The following is a 21,547-nucleotide window of genomic DNA, read 5'->3' as shown; positions in this document are numbered from 1 at the left end:
CACGGGTCACAAGGAAAAGATCCACCCCTTGTTCGCCGAAGGCCGTCGACCGGTTCACGCCGCTTTGGCGGGAACCTCCTCCGCGGCGATGCGCAGCGCCTCGACCAGCCTGCGGTACAGCTCGTCGGACTCCAGCAGCTCCTCGTGCGTGCCCTGGGCGCGAACGCCGCCGTCCTCCATCACCACGATCGTGTCCGCGTCGATCACCGTGGAGAGCCGGTGCGCGACGGTGACCACGGCGCCCGTCCGGGCCCGGGCCGCGATGCACTCGTGGACGGCCGCCTCGGTCAGCCCGTCGAGCTGCGCCGTGGCCTCGTCGAGGAGCAGCACGTCCGGCGTGCGCAGCAGCGCCCTGGCCAGCGCGATCCGCTGCCGCTGGCCGCCCGACACCGACGTGGAGGACAGCGGCGTGTCCAGCCCGTCGCCGAGCCGGTCGACCATGCCGGCCAGCCGTACCTCGGCGAGGACCCGCTCCAGCTCCTCCTCCGTCGCGTCGGGGTGGGAGAAGAACAGGTTGTCGCGGATCGTGCCGGGCACGATCGGCGTGTCCTGTTCGACGTATGCGAGCCGCTCGCGCACCTGCTCGTGCGTGAGCCCCGTGTACGGCACGCCGTCCAGCAGGATCTGCCCCTCCTGCGGCTCCAGGAAGCGCAGCAGCAGCGAGAACAGCGTGGTCTTGCCCGCGCCTGACGGCCCGACGATCGCCGTGTGGCCCGTGCGCGGGATCACCAGGTCGACGCCGCGTACGGCCGGCTCGGCGCCCGGCCCGTAGGCGGCCGAGACCCCGCGCAGCTCCAGGACCGGCCCGGAGGGCGTGGCGGGCGGTCCATGCCGTGTCACCGGCACGTCGCTCTCCAGCTCCAGGTCGTCGACCGCGCGGATGCGCTCGGCCGCCGCGATGCCCGACTGGAGCGCGGTGACGTTCTGGCTCAGCTCGGTGACCGGCTCCATCAGCGCGAACGCGTACAGCAGGAACGCGATCAGGCTGGAGACCTCCAGGTGGCCGGCCGCGACCCGCCAGGCGCCGATGCCGAGGATGAGGATGATCGCCAGCTGGATGCCCGACCATGCGAGGGTCCACGCGACGGCCTCCCTGCGCACGGCCCTGACGCTGTGCCGGGTGGAGGCGCGGGCGTCGGCGATGATCCGCTCGGCCTGGCGGTCCTCTGCCCTGCTGACCTTGACGGTCCTGATGGCGCGCAGCGCGCTTTCCAGCACGCCGCCGAGCCTGCCCACGTGTTCCTGCGCCTGCTCCTGCGCCTTCGCGATGGCCGGCATGAGCACGGCGAACAGCACGCCGACCACGACCACGGCGGCGACCGTGGTGCCGAGCAGGACGAGGTCGAGCACGCCCATGAGGACGAGCGTGCCGGCCAGCATGACCACGCCGTTGATCAGCCCGATCAGGCTGGAGGAGGCGGCCTCGCGCAGCAGGACGGTGTCGGAGGTGACGCGCGTGACGAACTCGCCCGTCGGCCGCCTGGTCACCTCGGGCACCTTCGCCCTGAAGAGCCTGCGCACCATCGACTCGCGCGCCTCCAGCACGACGCGTTCGCCGAGCGCGCCGAGCACGATCCACTGGCACGACCAGATCAACGCGCCGATCAGCAGCAGCACGAGGAGCGCCACGACCGGTCCGGCGAGCGAGGTGGCGGCGCCGAGCGAGTCGAGCACCCACTTGGTCACCATGGGGGTCGCCAGGCCCAGCGCCGAGCCGATCAGCGCGAGCAGCAGGCCGATCGCCAGCTTGCCCCGGTGGGGCCGGGCGAACGACCACAGGACACGCAGCCGCGGAAAGACGGGAACACGCATGCTCTCTAGTGGAACACATGTGTTCCATGGCGGTCAAGCTTGTTCCACGATGGGGCACGGTGCGCTACCGTGGGACACATGACTGCTGTTGAGACCGGCATGCGCGCACGGACCAGGCGCGCCATCCTCGACGCGGCGGTCGCCACGCTCTCCAAGGACCCCGGCGCGTCGCTGAGCGACGTCGCCGCCGCCGCGGGCGTGGGTCGCACCACGATCCACCGCTACTTCCCCGAACGGTCCGACCTGATCACGGCCATCGGCAACGACGTGCTGGAGAGGATCGCGGCGGCGACCGCGCGGGCCAGACCCACCGAGGGGCCTGCGCTCCAGGCGCTCGACCGGCTCTGCCAGGAGTACTTCGAACTCGGCGACGGGCTCATGCTCGCCTTCACCGAACCCCAGCTCGTGGCCAGCGACATGTGGGAGGAGGAGACCCCGTCCGACCGGGCGCTGATCGAGCTGATCGAGCGGGGGCAGGCCGAGGGCGCCATCGACGCCGAGCTGCCCGCCGACTGGATGCAGCAGGTCGTGTGGTCCCTGCTCTACAGCGCGTGGCAGCACATCCGCGACTCGGGCGCCTCCAAGCACGAGGCGCTGGGGCTGTGCCTGCGCTCGCTGCGGAAGGCAGTCGCGGCCTGAACGACGCCCGGCTCGACCCGGTCCTCGGCCCTGCCACGGGCGGCTCCCGCGGGGAGCTTCGCAGGTAGGTGAAATCCGTACCAAAAATGTCTTGAGTTGCCGGGCGCTCCTCACCACGCGGGCAGAGCACTGCTGTAGAGGAGAGCCATTATGAAAAACATCGACGCGGCCGGACCGTACGTCCTGTCGCTGTTCCGTATCGTCGTGGGGCTGATGTTCGCCTGCCACGGCGCGGCCAAGCTCTTCGGCGTGCTCGGCGGCGAAGTGGTCCCGGCCGGTAGCTGGCCGGCGTGGTACGCCGGCATCATCGAGCTCGTCGGCGGGAGCCTGCTCATCGTCGGCCTGTTCACCCGGATCGCGGCGCTGATCTGCTCCGGCGAGATGGCCTACGCGTACTTCCTCGTCCACCAGCCGAAGGCGTTGTGGCCGCTGCAGAACCAGGGCGAGCTGGCCGCGGTCTACAGCTGGTCGTTCCTGCTGATCGCGGTCCTCGGCCCGGGAGTGTGGGCACTGGACACGTTGCTGAGCCGCTCACGCCATCAGACGCCGACCAGCGTGGTCTAGCCTCGCTTACGCGCGCCCCCTGCGCTCACGGCTCGCCGGGCGCAGGGGCAGCGGGAGGCTCTGGCCCGGGGCGAGGCGGCGCACCCGCTCGGACAGCCCCGACCTGTCGATGTGACGCAGGAAGTCGTCCAGCGGCGAGGTGAAGACGGTGTAGTCGTCGTAGTGGACCGGCAGCACCTCTCGGGGGTCGATCAGGCGGACCCAACGGCTGCCCTGCTCGCCGTCCATGGTCACCAGGAGCGTCCCGAGCAGCCTGGTGCCGCCCAGATGCACGATCGCCAGGTCGATGGCCGGGAACCGGATCGGGATGCCCGACAGGACCCGGTGGTCCATCAGCGTGTCGCCGCTGATGTGCAGGCGCAGGTCCGTCCGTCCCGAGGAGTCGCCGAACTCGAGCATGGTGCCCATGACCGGAGGCAGCAGCAGGTTCGCGACGCCCGGCGCGTGCTTGGCGGGCAGGGCCGTGATCGTGAGCGTACGGTCGCCGGCCGTCAGCCGGTGCTCGCGCCACAGGTCGAGGCCCACGGCCGCGCCGAACCCCTGCCGTCGCAGGCGGCGCGCGGCATGGCGGGTGGTGATGACGGGCGTGCTCCTGTCCAGGCCCCTGCGCGCCACCCGGTCCCAGTGGTCGCCGTGCATGTGGGACAGGACGATCGCGTCCAGCGGCGGCAGCTCGTCGACATCCAGCGCCGGTTCGGTGCGCCGCCTGCTGGTGAGACCGTAACCGAGATAGGCGTGCTGGCCGCGATGCAGGAAGTTGGGGTCGGTCAGCACGGTGAAGCCGTCGTAGCGGATGAGTGTGGTGGCGTTGCCGATGAAGCGCACATCGGCCTGATCGCGGTCCGACATCATGTCTCCTGACGTTGCGTATCGACCGCCCTACCCACCGGCCGGCGCCTCCCAACGCCCGCCTTCGGACGTCAGCCCAGGTCAGCGACCCAGCCACAGATGATCTACGCGCCGTACCCGCGGTGACCCGGGGCGCCGGCCGGGTCCGCCTCGGCGCGGGTCACAGGGCGAGGACGGCCAGCATCGGCAGTGCCGCGAGCGCGAGCGCCACCACGACGACGACCGCCAGCTCGGTGGCGCTGACCTGGCAGGCGAAACGTTGCGGCCCCACCCTCGGCGAGGCGTCGAGCACGTCGAAGAGATGGGCGTATCTCCGGTCCCGCTGCAGGCCGAGTTCGATCTCGATCAGGATCCGGCGTTCGCGCTGTGAAAGCTCCACGACGGCCTCCTTCATGAGGTGGCCATTTCACCGCTCGCTTACCTTCTCACCTGCCCTTTCGGCGCCGTTCCAACCGGCGTGGGCCCGGTCGTCTCGCCTGATGCCCACGCCGGACCTGGACCGGGCCCCAGGCCCGTGCCCCCGTCAGCTGAGGCCGGCCCGGCGGGCCCGCTCCACCGCCGCGGGAAGCACCTCGACGAGCCGGTCGACGTCCTCCTGCGTCGAGGTGTGCCCGAGCGTGAACCGCAGCGACCCCCGGGCGGTCGCGGCGTCCGCGCCCATCGCCAGCAGCACGTGGGACGGCTGGGCCACGCCGGCCGAGCACGCCGATCCGGTCGAGCATTCCACGCCCTTGGCGTCGAGGAGCATCAGCAGCGCGTCGCCCTCGCACCCGGGGAAGGAGAAGTGGGCGTTGCCCGGCAGCCGGTCGTCCGGGTCGCCGTTGAGGATCACGTCGGGGACGGCCTGCCGTACCCGCTTGATGAGGTCGTCGCGGAGGGCGGCGAGGCGGCGCGCCTGCTCCTGCTGGTTGCCGACGGCCACCGTGACGGCGGCGGCGAACCCGGCGATGGCGGGGGCGTCGAGGGTGCCGGAGCGCACGTCGCGTTCCTGGCCGCCGCCGTGGAGGACGGAGACGGGCGTGATGCCGCGGGCCAGCAGCAGGGCGCCGACGCCCATCGGCCCGCCGACCTTGTGGCCGCTCAGCGTGAGCGCCTCGGCGCCGGAGTCGGCGAAGGAGACGGGCAGCATGCCGACCGCCTGGACGGCGTCGGTGTGGAAGGGGATGCCGTGGTCGTGGGCGATCGCGGCCAGCACGTGGATCGGCTGGACGGTGCCGACCTCGTTGTTGGCCCACATCACGCTGACCAGGGCGACGCCGGCGGGGTCGCGTTCGATGGCGGCGCGCAGCGTGTCGGGGTGCACCCTGCCGTCGGCGTCGACCTCGAGCAGCTCGACCTCGGCGCCCTGCCGGTCGGCCAGCCAGGTCGCCGGGTCGAGCGCGGCGTGGTGCTCGACCGAGCTCATCAGGATGCGCCGGCGCGGCTCGCGGGCCCAGTAGAGGCCCTTGACGGCGAGGTTGTCGGCCTCGGTGCCGCCGGAGGTGAAGACGACCTCGCTGGGACGCGCGCCGAGGGCGTCGGCGATCGCCTCGCGGGACTCCTCGACCACCCGGCGGGCCTGCCGTCCTGCCGCGTGGAGCGACGAAGCGTTTCCCACGCGGCCGAGCTGCCGGGTCATCGCCTCGATGGCCTCGGGGAGCATCGGAGTGGTCGCCGCGTGATCTAGGTAGGCCGGGCTCACCCGCTCAGGGTATCTCGTTTGCGACTGTACCGTCCGGACGGTACAGTAGAACCATGAGGCGTGACGAGTTGCTGGATGCCGCGGAGGAGCTCCTCTGCGACCAGGGCTCGGCCGCGCTCACCCTCTCCGCCGTCGCCGAGCGGGCCGGCGTGAGCAAGGGCGGACTTCTCTACCACTTCAACAGCAAGGAAGCCCTCATCAAGGGCATGGTCGAGCGGCTCATCGCGGAGTTCGACGACCTGGTGGCGGCGCAGCCGTACGACACCTACACCAAACGGTACCTGGGTGCCACGCTGGCGGCCGTCCGCACGGGCCGGCTGCGACGATGGGCGGTCGTGACGAGCGCCTCCGGCAACCTGTACCTGCTCGCGCCGCTGCGCGACGCCATGGCCAGGTGGCACCGCGAGGGGCTGGCCGACGAGCCCGACCCCGTGGCTTCCCAGATCGTACGGCTGGCGTGTGAGGGCCTGTGGGACGTGGCGAGCCACGACCCCGCCCTCAACTCCGAGAGCGACCTACGGGCCCTCGAGGCCCGCCTGCTCGCCCTGCTGTAGCGCGCCCCCGTCGCGCCACCCATTCTCCCCATCCCCCCATTTCCCAACCCGTTTTCCCCACGACGCCCGCGTGCGCGCCGGCGTGCGATGTGACGACCCTGAGAGGTGTTGACGATGACCCGCGACCTGAGGACTGCCCGTTTTGGGTCGATCCTCACTTTTGTCCTTGCTGGCTTCATGGTGGGCACGATGACGGTGCGCATCCCGGCGCTGACCGACAAACTCGGCCTGTCCGAGGCGACGATCGGCGTGATCCTGCTCGTGTGGGGTCTGGGCGCGCTCATCACCATGCAGGCGATGCGCGGGATCATGAACCGCGTGGGCAGCAGGACGGTGTTGCGGGTCGGCGGCCCTGCCACGGCACTGTCGCTCCTCGGCGTCGCCTGCGCGCCCAACCTGCCGTCGCTGCTGGTCGCGGTCGCGGTGTTCGGTCTGGCGTTCGGCACGGTCGACATCGCGATGAACGCCCAGGGCTCCACGGTCGAGCAGGCCTACGGCAGGCCGCTGATGAACGGCATGCACGCGGGCTGGTGCGTCGGCGCGATCTCCGCGGGCGGCGTCGGCAGCCTGTCGATCGCCCTGGGCCTGTCCTTCACCGCCAACCTCGCCCTCGTCGCCCTCGTCTCGCTCCCGCTGATCATGATCACCGGACGCACCTACCTGCCCGAGGCCCCCGTGACCGGGACTGCCACCAGGGCGCGCAGGCGGATGCCGCCGATCGTCTACCTGCTGGGCGCGATCATGTTCTTCGCGTTCATGGTCGAGGGCACGGTCGCCGACTGGAACGGCCTGTTCATGCGTAACGAGCTGGGCGCCACCGAGGCGGTCGCCGCCCTCGGCTACCCGATCTTCGAGATCGGCATGCTGGTCGCCAGGCTCGGCGGCGACAGGCTGCGCACCCGCTTCGGCGTGCGGGGCATCATGACCGTCTCGGGCCTGGCCACGGCCGCGACGTTCGCGATCGTGCTGACCGCCGCCACGCCGCTGATCGCCGTGCTCACCATGTTCTTCGTGGGCCTCGGCGTGGCGACGATCTCCCCGATGACGCTCTCGCTGGCCGGCACCTCGACCGACAACCCCGGTCCCGCCATCGCCCAGGCCGGCGCCATGGGGTACGCGGGCCTGCTGCTCGGCCCCGTGGTGATCGGCTTCCTCAGCGACCTCACCTCGCTGCGGACCGCGCTGGGCATCGCCGTGGCGCTCGGCCTGCTCATCACGGTGGCCGCCCGCCTCCTGCCCCGCGCCGAGCCCGAGGTCATCACGATCGCCCCGGTCGAGCGACGCGAGCCCGCCGAGCTCGCCGCCTGACCTCTCGGCGGGGCGCCCGCCCGTCCTCCCGAACGGCGCGCACCCCGCCCCCCAGGGCTCCCCGCCATGCCCCCTCCGCCACGCACCACCGCCGCCCGCAGAACCCGCGCACGCGGAAACCAGGCGCGCGGTGCCGTCCGCTGGACGCGGGGCCGTCCGGCAGGGGAAAAAGGATCATGAACCGCACCGAGCGCATGGACCTGGACGCCTACGTCGAGCGCACCAGAACCGGCCCCTGCTTCATCTGCGCGATCGTGGCCGGCGATCCCGCGCACGCCCTGGAGGAGATCCTCTACGAGGACGACGCGTACCTGGCCTTCCTGGCCAGGTACCCGACCATGCCGGGCTACACCCTCGTCTCCCCCAAGGCGCACCTCGAGCACGCCGTGCGCGACCTGGACGAGGCCGCCTACCTGGCCCTGATGGCCGTGGTGCGCCGGGTGGCGCTGGCCGTCGAGGCGGTCGTGCCGTCGGAGCGGACCTACCTGCTCACGCTGGGCAGCCAGCAGGGCAACGCGCACCTGCACTGGCACCTGGCGCCGCTCCCGCCCGGCACGCCGTACCACGAGCAGCAGTTTCACGCCCTCATGAGCGAGAACGGCCTCATTCCGTGGAGCCAGGAGCAGGCCAGGGAGCTGGCCGACCGCATCAGGGCGGCCCTGCGATAGGAACGCGAAGGCGGCGGCCCCCAGGGGAGCCGCCGCCTTCGGCATGGACCTACTTGCGCTTGCCGATCTCGTCGGCGAGCTGCGGGACGACCTGGTGCAGGTCGCCCACGACACCGAAGTCCGCCAGCTCGAAGATCGGCGCCTCCGGGTCCTTGTTGATCGCGATGATGGTCTTCGCGGTCTGCATGCCGGCCCGGTGCTGGATCGCGCCGGAGATGCCGGCGGCGATGTACAGCTGCGGCGAGACGGTCTTGCCCGTCTGGCCCACCTGGAACTGGTGCGGGTACCACCCGGCGTCCGTGGCGGCGCGGGAGGCGCCGACGGCCGCGCCGAGGGCGTCGGCGAGGTTCTCGATGACCGAGAAGTTCTCCGCCGAGCCGACACCACGGCCGCCGGAGACGACGATCGCCGCCTCGGTCAGCTCGGGGCGGGCGCCCTTCTCCTGCTTGACCCTGTCGACGATCTTCGAGGCCTTCGCGGCGTCGGAGAGCGTGACGGACACCTCCTCCTCCGCGCCCGCGGCGGGGGCCGGGGACGGCGTGGTGGAGTTGGGGCGGACCGCGATGATCGGCGTGCCCTTGGTGACCCGCGACTGGACGTTGACGCCGCCACCGAAGATGGACTGGTCGGCGACGAGGCCCTCGCCGACGCCGACCGCGTCGGTGATGACACCCGAGTCGGTCTTGACGGCCAGGCGGCCCGCGACCTCCTTGCCCTCGGCCGTGGCGGCGACGAGGACGGCGGCGGGCGAGGCCGCGCCGACGAGCTGGGCGAGCAGCTCGGCCTTGGGCGCGACGACGTAGTCGACCACGTCGGCGGAGCCCGCGACGTAGATCTTCTCCGCGCCGTACTCGGCCAGCTTGGCCTTGGCGTCGGCGGTGAAGCCGGGGCCGGCCCAGACGGCCGACGGGGCGCCGAGCGAGCGGGCCAGGGTCAGCAGCTCCAGCGTGACCTTCTTGACCTCGCCGTCGACCTGCTCGACGAGAACGAGAATCTCCGACATATCAGCAAAACCCCCGTTCTCAGATGAACTTCTTGGACGCGAGGAAGTCGGCGGCCTTCACGCCACCGTCGCCCTCGTCCTTGACGATCGTGCCGGCCGCGCGCGGAGGAGCGGCGGCGAAGTCGACGACCTCGGACCAGGCGGCACCGAGCCCGACCTGCGCCGGGTCGATCTCGGCGTCGGCCACCCCCATCGCGGCGACCGGCTTCTTCTTGGCCGCCATGATGCCCTTGAAGGACGGGTAGCGCGGCTCGTTGATCTTCTCGACCACGGAGACGACGGCGGGCAGGGTGGCCTCGACCTTGTCGTAGCCGTAGTCGGTCAGGCGCTGGACGGAGATCGAGGAGCCCTCGACGTCCACCTTGTTGGCCAGCGTGAGCTGGGCGACACCGAGGCGCTCGGCCAGCATGGCGGCGAGCACGCCGGTACGGGCGTCGGTCGACTCGGAGCCGAGGATGACCAGGTCGAAGCCGATCTTCTTCAGCGTCTGGGCCATCGCGTAGGAGGTCGAGAGCGCGTCCGAGCCGTGCAGGGCGTCGTCGCTGAGATGAACCGCCTTGTCCGCGCCCATGGCCAGGGCCTTGCGGATGGTCTCGGTGGCCTTGCCGGGACCCATGGTGAGAACGGTCACCTCACCGCCGTGGGCCTCCTTGAGCTTCAGGGCCTCCTCGACCGCGTACTCGTCAAGCTCGTTGACGACGCCGTCGGCGGCGTCACGGTCGAGCGTCTTGTCATCAGACCGGAGCTTGCGCTCGGTCGCCGTGTCGGGGACCTGCTTCACGCAGACGACGATGTTCATGGCCGGTGGCCGACCTCCCGTAATCGCATGCTCGGATGGGTGCTGTCCAGACTGCCAGACTGCCCGGGGCGCCAGCTGCACGGCCCCTCGGGTGGTCATGTTACCCACGGGTAGCTTTGACGCAAACCCGCAGTTCGCCCCACCCTACCGAACTTTGTTCCGGAAGCCCGCCGTGGCCCCCGCCCGAAGGACCGATCAGGCGTTGAGGAGGAAGACCACGCCCACGACCAGCGCGGTCACGGCGAAGAGGGCCAGCGTCGCCGGGCTGAAGAAGCTGCTCAGCGCCAGCCACAGAACCGCCACGCCGGCCACGGACGTGAGGTCCGTCACCATGCGCCTGGTCCTGAACAGCCCGCGCGACAGCAGGGCCACCCCCGCGTCGGCGACCACGACCAGCGCATAGGAGGCCAGCAACAGCAGCGAGACCTCGGGCAGCGGGGTGCGCGCGGCCGCCGCGAGCAGCGCGGCGAACACCCCTGACCCGATCACCCACCTCCTGCGGATCTTCTCCCTGTGCAGGGCCCTGGCCTCCTCGGGCGGCCTGCGGTGCCGGTCGGCGCCCGGCCGCCACTCGCGGGTGGACAGGTCGTGCACGCCGGGCTCGACCGGCCGGGCGGGCCCCGGCCCCTGCCGACGCCTGCCCCGCGAGAAGAAGCCGCCGCCCGACGCGTCGAGCAGCGCCGCCGGCTCCTGGCTCTCGCTCAGCGCGGGACGGCGGCGTGCCGTACCGGCGCCGGTGACGCCGTGCCGGCCCCGGGCGGGCAGGTCCGCGCCCAGCAGCGCGCAGATCCGCGCGGCCGTCGGCCGCGCCTCGGGATCGCGCTGCAGGCACTCGCCCAGCAGCGGCTCCAGCCAGGCCGGCACCCCCTCCAGGTCCGGCTCGTGGTGGACCACCCGGTAGGCGATGGCCGACAGCGGCCCCGTCCCGTACGGCTGGCGCCCCGTCGCCGCGTAGGCCAGCGTGGCGGCGAAGGAGAACACGTCGGCGGGCGCGCCCGCCTCCTGCCCCTCCAGCACCTCGGGCGCCAGGTAGCCGGGCGTGCCGATGACCGCGCCCGAGGCGGTGACCGACAGGGAGTCGAGCGCCGAGGCGATGCCGAAGTCGATCACGACGGGGTCGCCGTCGGCCATCATCACGTTGGCCGGTTTGAGATCGCGGTGCACCACGCCCGCCTCGTGCATGGCCAGCAGGGCCTGCGCCAGCCCCTTCGCCAGGCGCCGCAGGTCGGCCACGGGCACCGGGACGACGCTGAGCGGCCGCCCCTGCACGTACCGCGTCACCAGGTACGGCCGGTCGCCGCCGAGCGAGGCGTCGAGCACCTCGGCCACGCACGGCCCCTCGACCAGCCGCATGGTCTCGACCTCGCGCTCCAGCCTGGTCAGCGCCGAGGCGTCGGCGGCGACATGCGGGTGCAGGAGCTTGACGGCGACCGTGCGCCCCTCGGGGTCGAGCGCGAGATGCACCTCCCCGAAGCCGCCGGAGCCCAGGGTGGACAGCAGTCGGTAGGGGCCAAGGTGCTCACCGTCCGGCTCGCTCATGTCTCCATAGTGCCCCGCGCGGAGGCGGGAGACCACGTTATGACCAGGGTGACAGGAAGCCGAGCCCCAGGCTGGTCATGAGCGAGTCGATGAGCCCCGTGATGAGCCCCGTCACGCTCTCCTGGGCGCTGCGGGTCAGTTCCCTGACCACGTCGGAGGGCTGCTCCCACGGATACCAGGTGGGCTCCTGGCCCATCGCGAACATCACCGCGAGCAGGGCCGCGGTGCCGACCGCGATGGCCACCACCAGCCCGGCCCCCGGGCTGCGGATGACGCCGGTCAGCGTGCGGGTGACCGCCTTGCGCGGCGCTCCCCCGCCCGGCAGCACGAACAGGCCGGCGGCGAAGGCGCCCGCGGCGTAGGCCACCGCCTGGTCGCTCTCGACCTTCAGCCCGTAGTTCAGCACGCCCCACACGCACACGCCCCACAGGATCGACAGAGGCACCTGCACCAGCGACATCAACGCCGACTTGATCAGCGCCCACGGGGTGCCGAGCAGGATCAGCGCCGGGTCGGCCGCGCTGCTGCCGCGCAGCTGGCGGCGGGCCACGTGGTCGCCGAACAGGTACTCGCCCACGCGCAGCACCAGCGCGATCACCACGGCGGCCGCCCCCACCATCACCGGCATCATGACCGCGAGCGCGACCAGCAGGGTCAGCAGCAACGCCGCGATGAGCGGGTGCCCGACGCGGTACCTCGGCCGCGCGGCGGGCGGCGGCGTGTAGGGGCGGGCGGCGGCCGGCGGCGGCGGCGTGTACGGCCTGACCGCCGCCTGCTCCGGCGGTGGTGGATAGCCGGCCACACGCTGGTCGGGGTACGGCGCGGCCGGCCGGTACGGCGGCACGTTCGCGGGCACGTACGGCGGCGGCGTGGCCGGCTCGCGCCGTCGCTGCTCGTCGCGCGGCTTCGGCTCCTTGCGGGGCTTCGGCTCGGGCCTGGACGGCTGGGCGTACTCCACCGGCGGCAGCAGGTCGGAGTAGCTGTCGTCGCGCTCGAACGTCCTGGTCCTGGGCGGCTGCTCCAGCGTCCGCGTGCCGTTCGGCGGCGTCTCGTGGAAGCTGGTCACCGTCGGGTCGAGCTGCCGCGCCATCCGCAGCAGGTCCTGCGCGCTCGGCCGCGCCTGCGGGTCGACCGACAGCGCCCTGGACAGCCAGCCGCGCAGCCACGCCGGGGCCTTGTCGAGCTGCGCCCTGCCTTCCATGATGTTGAAGCAGACGACCTCGAACGTGCCGGTGCCGAACGGCGGCGCCCCCACGGCCGCGAAGAACACCGTGGAGGCCAGCGCGTGCACGTCGGCGGCCTGGGTGATCTCCGAGTCGCGGATGATCTCGGGGGCGAGATAGCCGGGCGTGCCGACGAACATCCCGGTCTGCGTGAGCCTGGTCGCGTTGACCAGGTGCGCGATGCCGAAGTCGATGACCAGCGGCTCGCCGTCGACCAGCATGACGTTGGACGGCTTGAAGTCGCGGTGGATGACGTCGGCCGCGTGGATGGCCACCAGGGCCGTGCACAGCCCCTGGGCCAGCCTGATGAGCTCCTGGGCGGGCAGCGGCCCGTCGGTGAGCACCGTCTCCTCGAGGGTGCGCCCCGGCGCGAACCTGGTCACGACGTACGGCTGGCCCCCGACCAGCTCGGCGTCGAGCACCTCGGCCACGTTCCTGCTGCGCACCCTGCGCATGGTCTCGACCTCGCGGGTCAGCCTGTCGCGAGCCTTGAGGTCGGCGGCCACGTGGGGGTGCAGCACCTTGATGGCGACCTCGCACCCTTCCTCGTCGATCCCGAGGTGGACAACCCCCATGCCCCCCTCGCCGATCTTCCTGACGAGCCGGTAGGGTCCGAGACGCTCGGGCGCCTGGGTGTTGCCGGTGCTCATCTACTCATCCCCCTCCTTGCTCCGCCTTCCCCCTGAGGTCCTGAAGCCTGTCCGTGACCGGACTCACGCCGACCGGCGACCACACCGCCTGCCTGCCTGAGTTCGGCACCGTGCCGAGCGCCAGGACCAGCGAGAGCGCGGCTCCGACCGCGAGCACGCCCGCGACCCCCATGGCCACCGTACGCGACGGAACCAGGGACGCGAGCGTCCTGCGCATCTGCCGTCCGGGAGACTCGACCCCGGGACCCGCGCACACGGTCCACAGCGCGATCGCCGCGCCCCAGGCCAGCGCGTTGGGCAACGGCATCCAGGTCAGCACGGTCAGCAGCAGCGTCACGGGCAGGCCGAGGATGAGCGCGTACGGCACGAGCGCGATCGTGATGCCGATCGACTTCAGCAGCGCGGCGGGCTGGCCGAACACCCTGATCACGTCGGCCGCCGCGGCGCCGGTCGGCCGTCTGGCGTTGAGCTGCGGCTGGGCCAGGTCGGCCGCGCGCAGCAGCACGACGCACGGCAGCACCACCGCGGTCATCACCACGGGAGCCAGGACCGCCAGCACGATCATGATGACCAGCAGCATGGCGCCGGCGACGCCGTACGCCTTGGAGCGCTGCAACGCCGCTCCTGGACGCGAGCCGGGGATGCGCGGCTCGCGCCACGTCTCCGGATCCTGCGGCGCCTGGTGGCCCTGCTGGTGGCCCTGCTGCGGCGTCCCCTGGTACGGCTGGCCGTACGGGGAGGGGAAGTCCGGCGAGTCGGTGCGGACCCTGCGGGTGGGGATGTCGCCGTCCCGGTGCGGGTACGGCGGAGCCTGCGGGGGCACGCCCTGGTAGCCGGATCGGCCACCCTGCGCGCCCTGGCCGCCGGCCGGCGGGAACGTCCCCGCTCCCTGCTGGAAGCCGCCCGCGGGGTGGCCACCACCCTGGCCGGCGGACGGCTGGGCCGTTCCGTGGCCGGGAGGCGAAGCGTGATGGTCGGACTGGCCGGACACCGGCCAGGGACGGCTGGCGGGCGGGTCGGTGGCCGCGCGGGTCGGCGCGTCCCACGGGTGCGACGCGGCCTCCTCACGCATCTGGCGCAGCTCCTCGGGGCTCACGCGCCGCGTCGGCCACGGGTCGCCGCCCGTCGTGGTCGGCTCGCCCTGCGGCCCCTGACCCTGAGCACCCTGACCCTGAGCACCCTGCCCCGGGACCTGGCCCTGCCCGGGCGAACCGGGCCCCTGACCCTGTCCCTGAGCGACCTGACCCTGCGCACCCTGCCCCGGGACCTGGCCCTGTCCGGGCAGACCGGGCGGCTGCGTCGGCTGCGGGCCCTGCTGCCTGCCGCCCTGCGGGTGCACCTGCGGGGCGTGGTCGCCGCCGCCGTGCTGCCGGCCGCCCGCGGCGGGGCCCTGCGCGCCCGGCGGCCGGCCCTGGACGCCCGGCGGGGCCTGCCGGCCCTGGCCGGCGGCGGGCGGCGCGCCGCCCTGGTTGCCCAGCAGCGAGACGAACTCCTGGCTGCCGGGGGCGGGCGCGCCGTGCGGCCCGGAAGAGGTCCCGAGCGGCGGGCGCGCGGGCGGGATCGCGGGGGTCGGCACGTCGGCCGGGTCGGTGACCTGCCGGGAGCCCTGCCTGCCCGGCTCCGGCATGGTGGAGAGCTCGTCGGGCGTCCTGGCCGGCCCCGACAGCCCTGACAGCAGCCGCGCGGTCTGCTCCGCCAGCTCCGCGGCCTTGGGCCGCTTGGCGGGGTTGCGCTGGAAGGCCGCCTTGAGCATCGGCTGCAGCTCGCGCGGCGCCGCCGACACCTCGGCCTTGCCCGCCGTGATGTTGTAGAAGATCATCTCCAGCGTGCCCTTGCCGAAGGGCGGCTGGCCGGTGGCGCCGAACAGCACGGTGCCGGCCCACGCGTGGATGTCGACCTCGGGGCCCGCCTCCTGGCCCTCGATGATCTCGGGCGCGAGGTAACCGGGCGTGCCGATGAACATGCCGGTCTGCGTCAGCCTGGTCGCGTCGACCGCCTGGGCGATGCCGAAGTCGATGAGAACGGGGTCGCCGTCGAGGATCAGCACGTTGCCCGGCTTGAGGTCACGGTGGATCACGCCGACGGAGTGGACGGCGGCCAGCGCGGAGGCCACCCCGTGCGCGACCTTGACCAGTGCCGGCAGCTCCAGCGGTCCGTCCTGCTTGACGACCTCGTCGAGGGGACGTCCGGGCACGTAGCGGGTCACGATGTAGGGCCGGTGACCTGTCACGTCGGCGTCGAGCACCTCGGCGATGTACTTGCTGCGCACCCGCCGCATCGTGTCGACCTCGCGCGAGAGCCGCCGCCTGGCGACGTCGTCGCCGGCGACCTCCGCGCGCAGGACCTTGACCGCCACCTGCCGCCCCTGCGGGTCGACAGCGAGGTGGACAACGCCCATTCCGCCTTCGCCGAGCCGCCTGAGCAGCCGGTAAGGGCCTAGTCGGTCATCGTTCATGGCAGAAGCACCATATCGGCTCAAACCCCGCCCCAGAGATGAACCTCGAGGTCACATTCCCACGCAGGTGTAACGTCTGACACGCCCCCATGGGTTTCCCAATCATCGGTATCGCCTCAGTCTCAATTCGCCAGATCCAGGACCTCCGCGGTCTTCAACCCCGCCAGCGCCGCCCCCGGCAGGGCGAGCTTCGAGTGCCGCACCCCGCTGCCGATGACCACGTCGGGATGCGCGGCCACCCGGGCGTCGACCAGGATCGGCCAGTCGTCGGGCAGACCGAGCGGGGTGATGCCGCCGTACTCCATGCCGGTCAGCGAGACGGCGTCGTCCATCGGCGCGAAGCTGGCCTTGCGCGCGTCGAGGTGTTTGCGCACCACACCGTTGACGTCGGCTCGTGTCGTGGCCAGCACCATGCAGGCGGCGTAGCGCACCTCGCCGCCGCGCCTGGCGGCCACCACCACGCAGTTGGCCGACGCGTCCATCGCCACACCGTAGGTTTCGCAGAAGGCCGCCGTGTCGGCCAGGTCAGGGTCGATCTCGGCCACGCGCACCTCCTCCTCCATGTGACGTACGGCCAGCGCCACCGGTTCGGCGAGCAGATCGAGCCGATCGAGCGCGGAAACCCAGTGCAATGTCATGACCAGGACCCTACGCCTCACGCGGACGCGGCGGCCCGCTGATGGAGCTGGGTCACGGCGCTCCTGGCCGACTCCATGGCGCCTGCCTGCCAGGCCACCAGATGAGTGAGCCAGTCACCCGCAAAGTAAACCCTTCCAGACGGACGTTGCAGGAGAGTGAAGGACGAATCAAAGGATGGCCAGCGAACCCACCCGCCCTGCAGGTGCGGCTGGCGCTCCCAGGCGATGGAGACGCTCGACAGCAGGTCCGCCCGGTACTTCTCGCCGTGGATCTTCTTGCCCTGGGTGAGCGCGCGGCGCCTGCGGTCCTCGGGGGTCAGCGCGCCGTACAGGTGCGCGGCCTCGTCGGCGTTGTAGTAGCCGACGAGCAGTCCGCGCTGGGCGTGGTAGTCGTGCGACGGATACCAGATGTGGGTGATGTCGAGGTCGGTCTCGGTGACGCCGCCGTAGATGCGGTCCTCCAGCTCCCACCAGCGCCTGCCGTACTCCAGTCCGATCTTGCCGGCGGCGACCGGAACGGGGGTCTTGAGGGCACTCGTAACGTTTGCCCCAAGGTTGTGGGAAATCTTGGCCAGCACGTGCGGTGGGAGGGTGGCCACGCAGAAGTCGGCGGTGAGCTCGCCGCCGTCCCAGGTGACGGTGACGCCGTGGTCCTGGTTCGTGATCGCGGTGACTCTCGCGCCGGTCCTGATGCGGTCGCGGCCGACGGCCGCCACCAGCTTGACGACGATCGCGTCCATGCCGCCGACCGGCTGGAACATCGGCGTCGCCTGGTCGTAGCCGAAGTCGTTGGTGATCGCCCGGCCGACACCCGCCGCCAGGACGTCGTGGACGGACACGGGCCCGGCGATCGCCGTCCCGCCGTCCATGCCCGGGTACCGGGTGAAGCCGCGGCGCTCCGAACCCTCGTAGGACAGCTTGGGCCCCAGGTCGCCGAACCTGCGCAGGAACTCCAGCAGGCGCTCCTGGTCGTCCTCGGTGAGCCTGCGGTCGAGCGTGCCCTGGTGGGTGGCCTTGGCCAGCAGTTCCGCGATGTAGCCGTACATGTCGGCGCGGGCGGTCCTGTTGCGGACCGTCCGCCCGTTGGTGTGCACGTAGGCGGCGGCGTTGGTGTTGACGAACGTCTCGACGGGGATGCCCAGCTCGCGGCAGTAGTCCATCGTGACCATCCACGGCGCGATCCTGCCGGGCCCCGCGTTGAAGTAGACGCCCTCGCCGAAGCGGACGTCCTGGGCGGGGCCGTTCAGCTCAGTGAGCCGGTCGCCGCCGCGCAGGGTGAGGTTGCGGCCTCCCGTCCGGTCGCTCGCCTCCAGCACGGTGCAGTCGTAGCCCGCCTTGCCCAGCTCGTAGGCGGCGGTCAGGCCCGCGACGCCCGCGCCGAGGACGACCACGGACCCGGCGCCCTTGCCCTTGAGCGTGAAATCCCCCTGCCGGGGCGGGGTGAAGGCCTTGTCCTGCGCCGAGGGGGCCATCCCGAGCGCGCCCATGGCGGCGTACATCGCCCCCGCGCCGCCCGCCGCGCCGATCCCGACCAGCAGGCCCCGCCTGGTGAGCGTCGCCCGGTCAGCCATACGGACCGCTGCCGCAGGCCACCTGCCCGCCGATCGTCGCGAACAGGCCCATCAACGCCATGATCTCGGTGAAGTCGCCGGTCACGAACTCGATCTCCCGCGGCCCCGCCTGCTTCACCCCGGGAACCAGCGCGCAGGCCGCCGCGATCGCCGTGGAGTTCCACTCCACACCCAGCGTGTACGGCCTGGCCGCCGCGTAGGGCGTGAAGTCGCTCAACCGGGCAAGCGCCCGGGCCGCGCCCTCACGGATGCGCGCCTGGGCCAGGCTCGGCGGCAGCAGTTCGGCGGAGAACTTGTCGATCCCCTTCTTCACCGCGACCGTCTCCACGTCGCCGAGCACGCCCCTGGCCTCCTCGCCGACCGCCTCGTCGCCCGCGACCAGCACGACGGGCACGCCGTGGAAGCCCGCGCAGGCGGCGACCAGCCGGGTCTCGCCGCACGGCTCGCCGTTGAGGAAGACGTTCTGGATCTCCTTGCCCATCCAGGTGTGGTTGAGCACGCCGTGCTGCACCCCGGCGCGGGCGTGGTAGCCGACGAACATGGCGGCGTCGAACGAGGCGTCGAGCCCCTGCGCCATGCGCTGCGACTTGCCGGGGCCGCGGATGAGGGTGGCGCGGGGGTCGAGCAGGTCGATCCGGAGGTTCTTGGTGGAGCCGTGGGCGTCGTTGACCAGCACGCTGGTGGCGCCCGCGGCGAAGGCGCCCTCGATGGCGGCGTTGGCGTCGGCGGTCATGAGCTCGCAGCCGCGTTCGTAGCCGCGCTTGCCCGCGTGCATCTCCTCCGGGTCGGTCAGCCCGGTCACGCCCTCCATGTCGACCGACAGGTAGACCTTCACCTCATCGCCTCCACTCGCCCGCGGCCCGGTCCGGGCCCGCCCGCGTGCCTCTCATGAGGGAGCCGTGCGGCTCCTCCGACGGTCACGCGCCCCACGTCTCCACCCGCCGCTCCTGCGCCGCGTCCATGAACCCGACCCGCGTCGCCATGAAGTCCGCCACCTGGTCCCGCCACGCCCGCGGGATCTCCTCGACCGCCGGCCGGTAGCAGTGGTCGAGCCACGCCGTCGACTCCTCCGTCGCCCGCAGGTGGTGGGCCGCCTTCGCGAACGGCGTCGTCTCGATCCCGGGGACGCGCGCGCAGCCGTACTCGATCATCTCCTGCCCGCCGTACGGCGGCGGCTCCTGCCACTTGCGCGCCACGGGACGGTTCGCGGTGATCGGCGTGTCCATCGGGCGGCGCTCGACCGCGGCCTGGATCAGCTCCTTGTACAGGCACTTCCCGCACGTACGGCAGGGCCCGCCGGTGCCCCTCAGGCACCACCTGACCTGCGCCTTCAGCGGCGAGTCCAGCGCGATGCGCATCGTGACCGCCTCGCTGACGCCGCCCACGGGCAGCACGATGGGCACCCCCGCCGCCGCGAACAGCCGCCCCCACGCGCCGTGCGGCGCCCACATGGGGTTGTCGGGGGTGAAGCGCAGCAGGTAGCGGTCGCCGCCCAGCCACCGCGAGCCGAGCTCGTAACCGAACGCGAGCCCGCCCAGGTCCATCTCGTCCGCGAGCAGTAGCGCGCCCGCCGCGACCGCGTGGTGCTCCGGGTAGCCGGGCCGCGGCTCGGCCAGCGTGAACTCCAGGTCGGACTCGACCGTGGTGACCTCGCGGCCCGTCTGCGCGGCGAGCCTGGCCAGCACGTCCGACCGGTAGTGCGGCCAGCGGTTCGGCACCCGCTGGTGCGGCACCCGCCTGAAGTGCACGAACGGGGCGTCGGGGAAGATCGTCGCGGCGGCGACCGAGTCGGCGCCGCCGCTGTAGGAGATGGCCAGCGTCCTGCCCGCCGCGCGCGGCGTCCCGCCGACGGGCCCGGCCTCGACGCCCCACCCGTCGTGCAGCACGCGCGCCAGCTCCGGCGATATCGGCCGGTCGAAGGTGATCCGCCTGCGCGTCCACGGCGCGACGACGGTCCACGCGGCCACCGCCCACAGGTCGTCGTGCGCGTCGCCCGGCACGCCCCTGATCTCGCACGAGTTGGTGGCCAGCTTCACCGGGTGGCCGTCGGCGGCGCTGCCGGTGATCTCGTCCTCGGGGTCGAGCCGGAACGTCAGCTCTCCCCCGCTCCAGCTCACGCGCACGAGCGCTCCTTCAGCTCGTCGATCGCCTGCCAGACGAGCACCTCGTTCTGGAGCACCTTGTCGAGCGCCTGCGCGGTCTCGAGCGCCAGCCGGTGCGCCTCGTCCGCCTTCTCCGCGACCTTGGGGTCGGGGCGCGGCCCGGCGGGCCCGGGGGCCGCCCTGAGGCGCCGCACCTCCTCCTGGAGGCTCGTCACCTCCCTGCGGAGGGTCTGGACCTCCCACAACGCGTCCTTGATGTCCTGGCGGTGGTCGGCGACCGAGATGTAGCGGGAGTCGAACCACGAGCGCACGGCCTTCCTCAGCCGCGCGGGGACAAGGACGCGCATCATGAAACGCCACGATAGCGGCAAACCCTCTGCCACCCGGGCCTGTCGGGATTCTGGAGATTGACCAGAAATCAAGCTCTTCAAGCCCGGCCAGACGTTCGTCGGAATCCTGCGCGTGCAGGACACCCCCGTGGGTGACGACTGGATCGTGTGGGAGGCGCAGGAGAACGGCAAGAACGCGGTCCGCCTGCTCGTCACCGACCGGCGCTACGACCGCAACCCGGTGTACGACGGCCCGCGCGACGCCGTCATCAAGGAGTGACCAACCCCCGGCACGCCGCTCCCGGGGGTCGCGGGGAAGGCCGCCGGCGTCGCCGGGGCCCGGGGGCTCGGCGCGAAGGCGAGCCCCCGGGATGGAAGGGTCAGCGGCCGGTGAACGTGGGCTTGGCCTTCTCGGCGAAGGCGCGCATGCCGGTCTTCGCGTCCTCCGTGGCGAACAGGCCGGAGAACTGCAGCCGCTCCACCTCGAGCCCGGTGTCCAGGTCGACCTCCAGCCCCGCGTCCACGGCCTGCTTGGCGGCCCGCAGGGCGACCGCGGGCCCGCCGACGAACGTGGCCGCCCACGCCAGCGCGGCCTCGTAGACCTCGGCGTCGGGGACGACCCTGTCGACCAGGCCGATGGACAGGGCCTCGGCGGCGGTGACGTGGCGTCCGCTGAAGATCAGATCCTTGGCGCGGGCCGGGCCGATCAGGCGGGGAAGGCGCTGGGTGCCGCCCGCGCCGGGGATGATGCCGAGCTGGATCTCGGGCTGGCCGAGCTTGGCGCCCTCGCCCGCCACGCGGAAGTCGGCGCACAGGGCGAGCTCGCAGCCGCCGCCCAGCGCGTAGCCGGTGATCGCGGCGATGACCGGCTTGCCGATGCGGGTGACGGCGGTGAAGCAGTCCTGGAGGGTCTTGGAGTGGGCCGCCATGTCCGCGTAGGACATGTCGGCCATCTCCTTGATGTCGGCCCCGGCGGCGAACACCCGCTCCCCGCCGTACAGGACCACCGCCTGGACGCCCTGGTCTGAGTCCACGGCGCGGGCGCACTCGGCGATCTCGCGCTGGACCTGCCCGTTGAGGGCGTTCATCTTCGGACGATCGAGCCTGATCGTGGCGATCTGGCCGGACACCTCGACGCGTACAAACTCACCCATGGGGCGACC

At 72.2% G+C, this 21,547-nt stretch carries 21 protein-coding genes; 6 read left to right on the top strand and 15 right to left on the bottom strand.

Translation table 11 applies throughout. The features are described 5' to 3' along the window. Nucleotides 1–54: 54 nt before the first annotated feature. A complete protein-coding gene (locus ACWENQ_RS00240; RefSeq protein ID WP_452412429.1) occupies nt 55–1,812 on the bottom strand; it encodes an ABC transporter ATP-binding protein in 1,758 nt (585 codons plus the stop codon). Nucleotides 1,813–1,890: 78 nt separating this feature from the next. On the opposite strand from ACWENQ_RS00240, the gene ACWENQ_RS00235 reads away from it, so the two are divergent. Together ACWENQ_RS00235 and ACWENQ_RS00230 are read left to right on the top strand one after the other, a co-directional pair. Beyond that, nucleotides 1,891–2,451, top strand: coding sequence for a TetR/AcrR family transcriptional regulator (locus ACWENQ_RS00235; protein WP_449928824.1), 561 nt, complete (start codon nt 1,891–1,893; stop codon nt 2,449–2,451). Nucleotides 2,452–2,601: 150 nt separating this feature from the next. Beyond that, nucleotides 2,602–3,015: a DoxX family protein gene (locus tag ACWENQ_RS00230; protein WP_449928826.1), complete on the top strand. Its 414-nt coding sequence runs from the start codon at nt 2,602–2,604 to the stop codon at nt 3,013–3,015. 6 nt (nt 3,016–3,021) lie between these two features. Here ACWENQ_RS00230 and ACWENQ_RS00225 read toward each other — a convergent pair whose 3' ends face one another. The 3 genes from ACWENQ_RS00225 to ACWENQ_RS00215 form a co-directional block, all read right to left on the bottom strand. Then, on the bottom strand, nt 3,022–3,864 hold the full coding sequence (locus ACWENQ_RS00225) for an MBL fold metallo-hydrolase (protein ID WP_452412427.1): 843 nt from the start codon (nt 3,862–3,864) through the stop codon (nt 3,022–3,024). Between the two features lie 160 nt (nt 3,865–4,024). Further along, nucleotides 4,025–4,243: a hypothetical protein gene (locus ACWENQ_RS00220; RefSeq protein ID WP_452412426.1), complete on the bottom strand. Its 219-nt coding sequence runs from the start codon at nt 4,241–4,243 to the stop codon at nt 4,025–4,027. A 144-nt stretch (nt 4,244–4,387) separates the two neighbouring features. Further along, nucleotides 4,388–5,545, bottom strand: a complete 1,158-nt coding sequence (locus ACWENQ_RS00215) for a cysteine desulfurase family protein (RefSeq protein WP_449928832.1) — start codon at nt 5,543–5,545, stop codon at nt 4,388–4,390. Nucleotides 5,546–5,598: 53 nt separating this feature from the next. On the opposite strand from ACWENQ_RS00215, the gene ACWENQ_RS00210 reads away from it, so the two are divergent. The 3 genes from ACWENQ_RS00210 to ACWENQ_RS00200 all read left to right on the top strand — a co-directional run bounded on the left by ACWENQ_RS00210 (nt 5,599) and on the right by ACWENQ_RS00200 (nt 8,075). Further along, the gene (locus ACWENQ_RS00210) at nt 5,599–6,099 is read left to right on the top strand and encodes a TetR/AcrR family transcriptional regulator (RefSeq protein ID WP_354909797.1); all 501 of its coding nucleotides are present in this window, start codon (nt 5,599–5,601) and stop codon (nt 6,097–6,099) included. Between the two features lie 189 nt (nt 6,100–6,288). Continuing rightward, a complete protein-coding gene (locus tag ACWENQ_RS00205; protein ID WP_452412424.1) occupies nt 6,289–7,407 on the top strand; it encodes an MFS transporter in 1,119 nt (372 codons plus the stop codon). 176 nt (nt 7,408–7,583) lie between these two features. Next, nucleotides 7,584–8,075 (top strand): HIT family protein, encoded by a 492-nt coding sequence (locus ACWENQ_RS00200; RefSeq protein ID WP_452412423.1) that lies wholly within the window; start codon nt 7,584–7,586, stop codon nt 8,073–8,075. A gap of 49 nt (nt 8,076–8,124) precedes the next feature. Here ACWENQ_RS00200 and ACWENQ_RS00195 read toward each other — a convergent pair whose 3' ends face one another. The 10 genes from ACWENQ_RS00195 to ACWENQ_RS00150 form a co-directional block, all read right to left on the bottom strand. Then, nucleotides 8,125–9,078 (bottom strand): electron transfer flavoprotein subunit alpha/FixB family protein, encoded by a 954-nt coding sequence (locus ACWENQ_RS00195; RefSeq protein WP_449928839.1) that lies wholly within the window; start codon nt 9,076–9,078, stop codon nt 8,125–8,127. A 19-nt stretch (nt 9,079–9,097) separates the two neighbouring features. After that, nucleotides 9,098–9,877: an electron transfer flavoprotein subunit beta/FixA family protein gene (locus ACWENQ_RS00190; RefSeq protein WP_452412421.1), complete on the bottom strand. Its 780-nt coding sequence runs from the start codon at nt 9,875–9,877 to the stop codon at nt 9,098–9,100. A 195-nt stretch (nt 9,878–10,072) separates the two neighbouring features. Further along, complete coding sequence (locus tag ACWENQ_RS00185) at nt 10,073–11,416, bottom strand: serine/threonine-protein kinase (RefSeq protein WP_449928843.1); 1,344 nt, start codon at nt 11,414–11,416, stop codon at nt 10,073–10,075. A gap of 37 nt (nt 11,417–11,453) precedes the next feature. Next, nucleotides 11,454–13,289, bottom strand: a complete 1,836-nt coding sequence (locus ACWENQ_RS00180; protein WP_452412419.1) for a serine/threonine-protein kinase — start codon at nt 13,287–13,289, stop codon at nt 11,454–11,456. Between the two features lie 4 nt (nt 13,290–13,293). Next, entirely contained in the window at nt 13,294–15,744 is a 2,451-nt protein-coding gene (locus ACWENQ_RS00175) for a protein kinase domain-containing protein (RefSeq protein WP_452412418.1), read from the bottom strand. Nucleotides 15,745–15,866: 122 nt separating this feature from the next. Continuing rightward, nucleotides 15,867–16,382: a YbaK/EbsC family protein gene (locus tag ACWENQ_RS00170; RefSeq protein WP_449928847.1), complete on the bottom strand. Its 516-nt coding sequence runs from the start codon at nt 16,380–16,382 to the stop codon at nt 15,867–15,869. A gap of 17 nt (nt 16,383–16,399) precedes the next feature. Continuing rightward, nucleotides 16,400–17,953 (bottom strand): flavin monoamine oxidase family protein, encoded by a 1,554-nt coding sequence (locus ACWENQ_RS00165; protein ID WP_449928849.1) that lies wholly within the window; start codon nt 17,951–17,953, stop codon nt 16,400–16,402. Beyond that, a complete protein-coding gene (locus ACWENQ_RS00160; protein ID WP_449928851.1) occupies nt 17,946–18,788 on the bottom strand; it encodes a M55 family metallopeptidase in 843 nt (280 codons plus the stop codon). Before ACWENQ_RS00160 ends, ACWENQ_RS00165 begins: the two co-directional genes overlap by 8 nt. Before the next feature lie 82 nt (nt 18,789–18,870). Further along, a complete protein-coding gene (locus ACWENQ_RS00155) occupies nt 18,871–20,076 on the bottom strand; it encodes a DUF6395 domain-containing protein (RefSeq protein WP_449928853.1) in 1,206 nt (401 codons plus the stop codon). Beyond that, the gene (locus ACWENQ_RS00150; RefSeq protein ID WP_449928855.1) at nt 20,067–20,405 is read right to left on the bottom strand and encodes a hypothetical protein; all 339 of its coding nucleotides are present in this window, start codon (nt 20,403–20,405) and stop codon (nt 20,067–20,069) included. Before ACWENQ_RS00150 ends, ACWENQ_RS00155 begins: the two co-directional genes overlap by 10 nt. A 127-nt stretch (nt 20,406–20,532) precedes the next feature. Between ACWENQ_RS00150 and ACWENQ_RS00145 the strand changes: the two genes are divergently transcribed. Then, nucleotides 20,533–20,664 (top strand): hypothetical protein, encoded by a 132-nt coding sequence (locus ACWENQ_RS00145; RefSeq protein ID WP_452412417.1) that lies wholly within the window; start codon nt 20,533–20,535, stop codon nt 20,662–20,664. A 100-nt stretch (nt 20,665–20,764) separates the two neighbouring features. On the opposite strand, the gene ACWENQ_RS00140 is transcribed toward ACWENQ_RS00145, so the two are convergent. Further along, on the bottom strand, nt 20,765–21,538 hold the full coding sequence (locus ACWENQ_RS00140) for an enoyl-CoA hydratase/isomerase family protein (RefSeq protein ID WP_449928859.1): 774 nt from the start codon (nt 21,536–21,538) through the stop codon (nt 20,765–20,767). Between the last annotated feature and the right edge of the window lie 9 nt (nt 21,539–21,547).

The organism is Nonomuraea sp. NPDC004354 (genome assembly GCF_053602555.1).
The sequence above is the reverse complement of the archived record's forward strand: the minus strand, read 5'-3'. Positions and strand labels throughout refer to the sequence as shown.

Bases quoted from the DNA above. Each gene is read 5' to 3' on its own strand.
- ACWENQ_RS00185 (WP_449928843.1), bottom strand. From the start codon at position 11,416: ATGAGCGAGCCGGACGGTGAGCACCTTGGCCCCTACCGACTGCTGTCC.
- ACWENQ_RS00195 (WP_449928839.1), bottom strand. From the start codon at position 9,078: ATGTCGGAGATTCTCGTTCTCGTCGAGCAGGTCGACGGCGAGGTCAAG.
- ACWENQ_RS00150 (WP_449928855.1), bottom strand. From the start codon at position 20,405: ATGATGCGCGTCCTTGTCCCCGCGCGGCTGAGGAAGGCCGTGCGCTCG.
- ACWENQ_RS00230 (WP_449928826.1), top strand. From the start codon at position 2,602: ATGAAAAACATCGACGCGGCCGGACCGTACGTCCTGTCGCTGTTCCGT.
- ACWENQ_RS00210 (WP_354909797.1), top strand. From the start codon at position 5,599: ATGAGGCGTGACGAGTTGCTGGATGCCGCGGAGGAGCTCCTCTGCGAC.
- ACWENQ_RS00225 (WP_452412427.1), bottom strand. From the start codon at position 3,864: ATGTCGGACCGCGATCAGGCCGATGTGCGCTTCATCGGCAACGCCACC.
- ACWENQ_RS00205 (WP_452412424.1), top strand. From the start codon at position 6,289: ATGACGGTGCGCATCCCGGCGCTGACCGACAAACTCGGCCTGTCCGAG.
- ACWENQ_RS00180 (WP_452412419.1), bottom strand. From the start codon at position 13,289: ATGAGCACCGGCAACACCCAGGCGCCCGAGCGTCTCGGACCCTACCGG.
- ACWENQ_RS00175 (WP_452412418.1), bottom strand. From the start codon at position 15,744: ATGAACGATGACCGACTAGGCCCTTACCGGCTGCTCAGGCGGCTCGGC.
- ACWENQ_RS00190 (WP_452412421.1), bottom strand. From the start codon at position 9,877: ATGAACATCGTCGTCTGCGTGAAGCAGGTCCCCGACACGGCGACCGAG.
- ACWENQ_RS00165 (WP_449928849.1), bottom strand. From the start codon at position 17,953: ATGGCTGACCGGGCGACGCTCACCAGGCGGGGCCTGCTGGTCGGGATC.
- ACWENQ_RS00240 (WP_452412429.1), bottom strand. From the start codon at position 1,812: ATGCGTGTTCCCGTCTTTCCGCGGCTGCGTGTCCTGTGGTCGTTCGCC.
- ACWENQ_RS00200 (WP_452412423.1), top strand. From the start codon at position 7,584: ATGAACCGCACCGAGCGCATGGACCTGGACGCCTACGTCGAGCGCACC.
- ACWENQ_RS00170 (WP_449928847.1), bottom strand. From the start codon at position 16,382: ATGACATTGCACTGGGTTTCCGCGCTCGATCGGCTCGATCTGCTCGCC.
- ACWENQ_RS00140 (WP_449928859.1), bottom strand. From the start codon at position 21,538: ATGGGTGAGTTTGTACGCGTCGAGGTGTCCGGCCAGATCGCCACGATC.
- ACWENQ_RS00235 (WP_449928824.1), top strand. From the start codon at position 1,891: ATGACTGCTGTTGAGACCGGCATGCGCGCACGGACCAGGCGCGCCATC.